Here is an 8,446-nt window from a genome sequence, read left to right as displayed (position 1 = left end):
TCTGCCGGGTTGATAGTTACTATTGTTCCATCCACAGAAACGGCTGCATCAGCTATATTGATGGTCTGCACCTGGGTTCCAGCTGTGATAGTAATGGTGCCTGCTCCTTTTTCCACTGCTTCATCGAAAGTGAGCACTAAATTAGCATCTATGGCTACCTCAGTGGCTTCATCTGTAGGAGAGAGGGCTGTGACCGTAGGTGGTGTAGTGTCTTCTGGTTGAGCTACGGTAAAGTTCCAGCTGGTGTTATCTGTAATACCGGCATAGGCATTGCCGGCCAAATCTGTGAAGGCACCTGGCTCAATAAGCACATATATGCTAGCTCCCAGGGTAAAAGCTGTCACCGGATCAATTGTCACCTGATTGGCCGCTACACTAACTTGAGTAGTCAGGAGGTCTTCCAGGAGAGTGCCATTTTGGTAGATATAGATCTTTTTGTCAGCAATGGCCTGAACAGCTTCATCAAAGTTGATAACCAGAGTGGCATCTATGGCTACACCTGTGGCCTCATCCGCCGGGGATAAACTACTTACTACAGGGGGAACTGTTTCTCTGATGGTAAACGACCAGGTTGTATTATCAGTAATACCTGCAAAGTCATTTGCTGATAGATCTGTTACTGCACCGGCAGTGATTTGGATGCTGACCGAAACACCTTCCTCAAAGTCAGTTGATGGGTTAATTGTAAGAATGTTGTCGATTATTGTTACTTGTGGGTCCAGAATTGGAATTGTTCGTATAGTTGTGCCTTGGGTAAGTATTATATTGCCTTCAGCTGCAACCACTGGTTCAGTAAAGGTCAGTACCAGGTTAGTGTTTTTCTCTACATTGGTAGAACCTGGAATAGGAGAATACATGCTTACAGTGGGCGCTTCTTCATCGGCTACTCCCAACGTTCTGAAGTTCCAGGCGGCTGGGTCGGTTAAACCCTGATAGGGTTTGCCAAGTTTATTAACAAATGTACCTGCATCAATCTGAACAGATACAGTAGCACCGGTAGGGAATGTCTGATTAGGATCAATAATAGCTCTGTTACTATTTATCGTTACAGCATTACTATTTACAGCTACCTTCTTTTCTTTGCCATTGGTGTTAATTGTAATCTGCCCTTGGCCTGTTTCTACTTCATCATCAAAGGTAATTTCTAGATTTGCATCTACTGGTACATCATTCGCATCATCGGAAGGAGACAGCGCTGTTACCAGAGGGCCCGTTTCGTCCTCCACATTAAAAGTCCAGGCAGTTGCTTCTTCAAAACCTTCAAATGGGTTCCCGGATAGGTCTGTAAATGTGCCTCTTTCAATATTAATCCGGACAGTGGCTTTAGACACCAATGGCTGGTCTGGTGTAATTATGGCTTTTGATTCTTCTATTGCTACTGCTTCACTGTTCACATCAATTAGTTGAGTGCTATTATTCTGTGAAATAGCAATAGTGCCGTTTCCTTTTTCTACTGGTTCATTAAAAATAAGTTCCAGCTTACTTCCGGTCGGGACGTTTTGTGCATTTCTTGCCGGATTCAAGGTGGTAATGGTAGGTGGTATAATATCTGGCTCCTGGGCAGTTGTAAAGTTCCAAATTGAAGGATCGGTAATTCCTACAAAATCGTTGCCTGCTATATCTTTAAAACCTGCCTGGGGAACCAGTACTGTAATAAGCGTAGCAAAAGGAAGATCGGCCGGAGGATCAATGGTTACCGTATTGGCTGAAATGGTTACCAGATTACTGGCGATGGCAACAGTTCGATTTTGGTTGTTATATAGCAGAGTAATATTGCCTTCGCCTTTGATAACAGGTTCATTAAAGGTAAGTAGTAAATTGGCATCCACGGCTATACCGGTGGCCTCATCGGCAGGTACTAAACTATTAACTATGGGAGCTGTTTCATCCACTGGCTGAGCTGTGGTAAATGCCCAGGTAGTATTATCCGCTATTCCCGCGAAACTATTGGCAGAAGCATCTGTAAATGCGCCTTCCGTTATTTGAATATAAACTGGGGTTGCAGCTGGCAGAGTATTTTCAGGATTGATGGTTACTTTGTTTCCGGAAATTCCTACTTGCTGCGTACTGGTTACGTCAATTGTTTGAATCGCCGAACCTGCATAAATAGTGATTGTTCCAGCACCTCTGATTACATCTTTGTTAAACACTATTTCCAAATTAGTGTCAACTGGTACCTCTGCAATGTTGTTTGGAGTATAGGAAGTAGCCAGAAGGGGTGTAACATCTTTTGTTTGAAAAGTCCAGACATCATCTGTGGCAATACCTTCATACTGGTTTCCGGCATTATCTTGAAAAGCCCCCTTTTCTATACGTACACTAACTGAGGCAGCCGACGGTAAATCCAGGTCCGGATTGATTGACACAGTATTTGAAGAAATGTTTACCTGGGAACTGTTCACATTAATTTGTTGCGAACTTAATCCCTGCAAAAGGGTAATATTTCCTTCTCCTTTTATAACAGGTTCGTTAAATGTAAGGACCAAGTTCTGGGTTGGGTCTACATCAATCGCATTTTGCGCTGGGGAATAGGTTAAGATAAATGGCTCTTCAGTATCTTCTGGGTCAGCAGTGCGAAAAGTCCAGGTGGTGTTGTCTGCAATCCCGGCATAGGGGTTGTCGGCTAAGTCGGTGACGGCTCCGGCCGAAATTTGAATAGACAATGTTGCGCCTTCTGGTAAGTTCTGAGGTGGGTTAATGGTAAGTACTTCATCCTGAACGGTAACACTTGCATTGGTAATAGCTATGGTCTGCACTAAGGTATTGCCTTGATAAATGGTAAGGCTACCGGTAGCTGCTTTTTTAACAGGTTCATCAAAAGTAATGACCAGGTTTTGATCCAAGGCTACCCCGGTGGCATTGTTGGCTGGAGAAAGTGTTAGAACCAAAGGAGCTATTTGATCTACAGGCTGTTCAGGTTGGGTAGTAAATTGCCAGCTAGTGTTATCGGTGATTCCGGCAAAAGCATTCCCGGCTAGGTCGGTAATAGCCCCAGCTGTGATGCGCACATGCAGATTTACCCCGGCAGGCAAGTCTTGCGCAGGATCAATAGTCAGTACATTGTCTGTAAGGGTAACATTGGCATCGGTGATGGTGATGGTTTGTAGTAAAGTATTGGCTTGATAAATAGCAATTTCACCTGTTGTCCCTTTTTGTACAGGTTCATCGAAAGTGATCACCAGGTTGCTGTTTGTGGCTACTTCGGTGGCATTGTTGGCCGGAGAGTATACACTTACTGTTGGAGGGGTAGTATCATCCTCGCCAACCGTGGTAAAGTTCCAGCTAGTGTTATCCGTGATTCCGGCATACGCATTCCCTGCCGCATCCACAAAAGCACCGGCTGATAGCTGCACCACTACCGAACTATTGTAAGGCAGATCTGCCGGGTTGATAGTTACTATTGTTCCATCCACAGAAACGGCTGCATCCGTCACATTGATGGTCTGCACTTGGGTTCCAGCTGTAATCGTAATGGTGCCTGCTCCTTTTTCCACTGCTTCAACAAAGGTGAGCGCTAAATTGGCATCTATGGCTACCCCGCTGGCTTCATCGGCTGGGGACAAAGTGGTCACCGTAGGAGGTGTAGTGTCTTCTGGTTGAGCTACGGTAAAGTTCCAAGTAGTGTTATCTGTAGTTCCGGCATAGGCATTTCCGGCCAAATCTGTGAAGGCACCTGGCTCAATAAGCACATATATGCTAGCTCCCAGGGTAAAAGCTGTCACCGGATCAATTGTCACCTGATTGGCCGCTACACTAACTTGAGTAGTCAGGAGGTCTTCCAGGAGAGTGCCATTTTGGTAGATATAGATCTTTTTGTCAGCAATGGCCTGAACAGCTTCATCAAAGTTGATAACCAGAGTGGCATCTATGGCTACACCTGTGGCCTCATCCGCCGGAGACAAAACAGCTATGGTTGGAGCAATATTATCTACTGGAGGGGTTGTCGTAAAATTCCAGGTGTTGTTTGTAAGGATGCCCGCATAGGCATTATTGGATGCATCTCTGAAAGCACCTTGCTCAATAAGAACATATACGGCAGCTCCTGGTAAAAAGTCAGCAGATGGATTGATGGTGACTTGATTATCTACAATGGTTACCTGATTCGTGGATACATTTTCAAGTAAGCTATTGTTCTGATAAATAGCAATGGTTTTGTTTTCAACTGGCAAAACCACCTCATCAAAGGTAAGTACCAGGTTCGCATCTACGGCTACATTTGTGGCATTATTGGCAGGAGAGAGAGTTAATACCAGAGGAGCTGTTTGATCTGCTGGCGCCTTAGTGGTAAAGGTCCAGGTAGTAGTATTTGTGATACCTGCAAAGGAATTTCCTGCTAAATCCGTTACAATTCCTGGAGTGATTTGTACATATAGTGTCACACCTTCAGGCAAATCCTGCAAAGGATCGATAGTTACTACATTCCCAGAAATTGATAAGGCCGCTAACTCAATAGTTTCTACCACTCTGGTCTCCTGATAGATGGTGACATTTCCTGTGGTGCCTTTTTGAACAGGTTCACTAAAAGTAAGAGATAATGTGGAAGCAATATCTACTTCCGTTGCATTGGCAGTAGGTGAATATGTTTCAATAACAGGTGCTTCCAGATCTTTAGGCTCAACTGTACTGAAGCGCCAGCCAGTATCTATATTGATCCCTGCAAAATCATTGTCTGACAAGTCTTGAAATGCACCTGCTTCAATTAATACATGAAGGGTTGTACCCTCAGGGAAAGCATTATCCGGATTAATGGTCACTTGCTTTTCTGAGATAGTTACTTTATTACTATTTGCAAAAATTTCTTCCAGAACAGCATTATCCTGGTAGATAATAATTTTTTTATTTGTTGCTTGTATAGCCTCGTCAAAAGTGATCATTAGGTTGGCATCTGTCGCAACATCTGTAGAAGTAGTAGCCGGGGAGAGAATGGCGATGACAGGTGCTTGTTTATCTGCAGGTGGCACCGTTGTGAAGTTCCATGTAGTATTGTCAGTAATTCCAACATAGGGATTATCAGCCAGGTCGGTAATGGCACCAGCGGTGATTTGAACAGAAAGTGTTACCCCTTCCGGTAAATCTTCTGCTGGATCGATTGTCAGTACATGATCTTGCACACTAACACTAGCATCGGTAATGTTTATGGTTTGTATGAGTGTGTTGCCCTGGTAAATAGTAATACTACCGGTAGTTCCTTTTTTTACAGGCTCATTAAAGGTAAGGATAAAGTCAGCATCAAGGGCTACTTCCGTTTCTCCGGTAGCCGGGGAATAGGTGTTTACAGTTGGAGCTTGGGTATCAGGTTGAGCAGCCGTGGTAAAGTTCCAGGTAGAGTTATCTAAAATACCGCCAAATGCATTATCAGCTGCATCATGAAAAGCTCCGGCCGGGATTCGAACGAAGACTGGACTTTCATAAGGCAAATCTGCCGGGTTGATGGTAACCGTAGTTCCATCAACTAGTACAGCTGCATCAGCTACATCAATGGTCTGCACCTGGGTGCCTGCCGTAATAGTAATAGAACCTGTCCCTTTTTCAACTGCTTCATCAAAAGTGATGATTAAATCAGCTTCAATGGCAATGTCTGTGTCTCCATCATCCGGTGAATAAGCAGTAATTCTAGGCGCCGTTTTATCTTGGGGCGCGACAGTTTCAAACTTCCAGCCATTAGCTGAACTAATGCCGGCAAAATCATTATCGGCTAAATCTTGAAAAGCCCCTTGCTCAATAAATAGATAAATAGTGGCCCCTTCGGCAAAGTCATCCGATGGATTGATGCTCACCTGATTACCTGTGATAGTTGTTTGATTGCTAGTAGCTAAGATTTCCTCTAACAATATGTTGTTCTGATAGATAAAAATCTTTTTAGTTTCAACAGCTTGTACTGGCTCATCGAAAGTAATGAGCAGGTTTTCATTTACGGCTACTTCAGCAGCATTATTGGCTGGAGAAAGGGCAGCTACCACCGGAGCTTGCTCATCTGCAGGGGGCAGGGTTGTGAATTGCCAAGTAGTGTTGTCTGAGATGCCAGCATAGACATTACCTGCCAGGTCTGTAATTGCCCCTTGGGTGATTCGTACACTTACTGTTGCTCCTTCAGGCAGATCTTGTGGTGGATTGATAGTTAAAACTTTGTTGGAAATAGTTAGTGCACTATTGGTTATATCAATGGACTGCAGGATTGTATTGTTTTGATACAGAGTGATACTTCCGATAAGTCCTTTCTGTATGGGTTCATTAAAAGTAAGGATCAAATTTTGATCAATGACTACATTGGTTTCACCTTTTGCCGGGGAGAAACTGCTGACAGTAGGTGGAGTGTTATCAGGTTGGGGAACTGTCGTAAAGTTCCAGCTAGTGTTATCGGTGATTCCGGCATAGGCATTTCCTGCCGCATCCTGGAAAGCACCAGCTGAAATTTGCACTACTACCAGGCTGCTATAAGGCAAATCTGCCGGGTTGATAGTTACTACTGTTGCATTAATGGAAACAGCCGCATCCATCATATCAAATGTCTGCACATCTGTACCGGCGGTGATAGTAATGGTGCCTGTGCCTTTTTCAACTGCTTCATCAAAAGTTAAGGTCAGGTCTGTGTCAATAGGTATATCTGTGCTTCCATCTTGTGGAGAAACTGTGGTAGCTGTTGGAGTTTTGGTATCTTTAATAGTAAAACTCCAGGTTTTTTCATCTACTATACCAGCAAAAGCATTGGACGCTTGGTCTGTAAAAGCGCCGGGTTCAATAAGTATATGGATTTTAGCTTCTGAAGGAAAAACGTTTGACGGCTTAATGCTTACCTGCTTATCGGTAATGGTTACTTTGTTTGTTTCATTTGCTTTAAAAGATTCCAGCAACGTAGGGCCATTAAATAGCTGGATTAGTTGATCCGAAGCTTTTACAGGTTCATCAAATGTTAGTTGTAAGGATGCATCTTCCGCTACTCCTGTTTCATTTGCTGCAGGTGAGTAAGCAGTAATCTGTGGCGGTGTCTGATCTTGGGTGCGGAAACTCCAGGTATCATTTGGATTCCTAGTATAGAGATTACCCGCTTCATCTGTAAAAGCGCCATCCTCAATAAGAACGGTGATTTGTGTGCCGTCGGGCAAAGCATCAGGCAGGATACGAACGATGTTTCCATTAATGGTGATACGGTCATTTTCAATAATCTGACCATCTGGCTGTGTTCCATAGGTAATAACAATCCTGCCAGTACCTCTTCGAACAGTTTCGCTAAAGGTAATTTCAAGAGGTGTTTCTGGTTCCACCTCAGGCGTGCCGTTTGCTGGAACAAAACCTGTGATGGTAGGTGCTTGTACATCTTTGGTGGTAAATGTCCAGTAATCCGGACTGGTAATACCTGCAAAGTTATTATTTGCCAGGTCTTTAAAGGCGCCTGCTTGAATTAATACATAAAAGGTAGTTTGGCCAGGGAGTTCGTTGGGTGTAAGAGTAACAGTTTTTCCATCCGCAGAAATCTGTACCGCATTGTTATCTCCAACATTGATTGTCTGATGTACATTAGTTCCCCGGTAAATGGTGATGGTTCCTTGCCCTTTGATTATACTTTCAGAAAAATTGATCACTAGCTTAGGTGCCAGAGCTATATTTGTTGTTCCAGTTTCCGGAACAACAGAAGTAATGGTTGGAGGCGTTGTATCATCAGCAGCAGTAGTAAAGTTCCAGGTCTCATAATCATTCTCTGCTATGCCCTCAAATTCATTATCATTATCTTCACTATCTGCATCTGCAAAAATTCCTGAAGGGATATGCACTGAAATATAGGCGCCGGCTGGTAAGGCCGTAGTAAGATCAATTATTGCTCTGTTACCATCCACACGTACACGTGGAGAGTTAGCATTTATCACTTCAAGGCTGGAATTAGCCGTACGGTTTAAACGAATGTTTACTAGTTTATCCCCACCCCCTCTAATTTGTTTTTCTTTAACAGGTCTATCAAAGGTGATGATTAATTGATTGGTCGTTTTTGGGATATTAACCGCGTTATCAGCAGGGGAGAAGGAGAGTACTTTTAATGGTCCATCGGCCTTAGATGAGGCTTTGTTTGTACTGCTAGTAATAGATGAAGTGAAAAGTAAATTATGGCTGACTACCAATGTGTTGTGGTAGCGAAACTGACCGGTAAAGAACTTTTTGTGGGTTAGATTATTCTCTTCAAGTTCTTTCACCTCATGCCACATAACTACATCCTGAGCCTTTCCAGGGATATTCAGGTAAGAATAATTCTTAGGATCTTTGCTATAAGCAACTAGGGAAAACAGCGTACAGAAACTATAGGCAAGAAGTGAAGCCAGGATAAAAAAAATCCTGTTGTGTAAGGGTTTGTCAAAAAGCGGTATCGTTGTAGACATTGGGTGCTGGTTATAGCTAGTAAACTTTCCTATGAAAAAATCTGTAAGCAGAAACAGAATTTTTGCATTTAGCAGAATTA

1 protein-coding gene is annotated in these 8,446 nt (G+C 43.3%); it reads right to left on the bottom strand.

Annotated elements, in window-relative coordinates:
• A partial coding sequence (locus Q0590_RS10590) for an Ig-like domain-containing domain (protein WP_302037497.1) occupies positions 1 to 8,366 on the bottom strand: 8,366 nt, incomplete at its 3' end.
• Positions 8,367 to 8,446 lie beyond the last annotated feature (80 nt).

The sequence above is a fragment of the Rhodocytophaga aerolata genome, from assembly GCF_030503435.1.
Lineage (GTDB): Bacteria > Bacteroidota > Bacteroidia > Cytophagales > 172606-1 > Rhodocytophaga > Rhodocytophaga aerolata.
The sequence above is the reverse complement of the archived record's forward strand: the minus strand, read 5'-3'. Positions and strand labels throughout refer to the sequence as shown.